This window comes from Limnohabitans sp., from assembly GCF_040400975.1.
Classification (GTDB): Bacteria; Pseudomonadota; Gammaproteobacteria; order Burkholderiales; family Burkholderiaceae_C; genus Limnohabitans_A.
Genome location: NZ_JBBAPF010000149.1, coordinates 1 through 1,088, shown reverse-complemented (window position 1 = coordinate 1,088; position 1,088 = coordinate 1). Strand labels below are relative to the sequence as shown.

The 1,088-nt window shown below is 59.5% G+C and carries 1 protein-coding gene; it reads left to right on the top strand.

What is annotated here, in order from left to right:
• Window positions 1-187, top strand: a 187-nt coding sequence (locus ABWQ00_RS16265) for a hypothetical protein (protein WP_353239703.1), incomplete at its 5' end; no start/stop codon positions are given.
• Window positions 188-1,088: the final 901 nt, after the last annotated feature.

Below are 1,088 nucleotides of genomic sequence, written 5' to 3'. Positions count from 1 at the left end.
AGGGCTGATCTCCGAGCCAGGCAAACAAGATCTTGGCAGCCGCCTCATTCGTGCCGACACCGTCCCCGACGAGCCAATGAATCAACCAAGGTCTCTCCGAGAGGCCAATGATTTCAAGGGCACAACACACGGGTTTGCACAAGTGGCGCAGTGTGGCGTTCAAGGAGGTGGCAAGCACCTTGGCTGACTTATCGGCCAGAGGGTGCAAGTCGGCAAGCCATCGCACCGGCGCCTGCCCCTGAGCAAACAAGTGCACCACATGCTGCTGCACCTTGCTGCTCCGACTGCGACTCGGGGCCTTGGTGTCCATGTCGGCAGAGGACCGCAATCGCAAAGAGGCTTCGTCGTGTATGTGCAATATTGAAACACACATCAAGCCTGGCGACGAAGCTGCCGATCCTGATGCTCGCGACGATGCTGCCGAAGCTGGCGCCAATGCTGCCGGTCGGGGAGACGCAGCGGCCAAAGCAATTGCAAGCGTACAATCGCTAGCCCGCATCTCTTGCAATACCTCGACGAAGGCATCTCGGATTCGGGTAATGGTGGTCCTCGAACACCCGGCCACACCCACGCCCACGAGGTCGCGCCAAGAGTCTGCAAATGAGCGAGCGCATGTCGAAGGCCAAGACAGAGCTGCCTTGGCGATGAACTCGCGAGTGATACTGTTGCCAGTGTTCCTGTTCTTGCCGACTGACACGGCCTGGAGCTTCTGCTCTGCCTGGCGCCTCGCTCGCCGAGCACAGTGGAGCTTGTGTTTCAGCTTCTTGATGCAAACCTTGGCCGACCATCCAGGATGCCCCGCAAGGTGGCCTCGGGCAGCCTGGCTGCGGGAGCCGAGAGGGAAGTGGTCGTGCACGCACGTTTCCAGGGCTACTAAGGCAGCTGCACCTCCGGGTAGAAGTCCAACTCCCGCTGGGTGCAGGTCTGGCGAAACTGCGCTATTAAGAAGCGCAGGCGACGACCCAAGCCGACGGGCATGGCAGCAGTGAGCCGCGCGCCACACAAGCTTCAGAGACACCTGTGGAAGTTCGTGTGGTCAACAAGGCTAACAATGACAATAACGGCAACATCAATGGTAGTTGGTATGA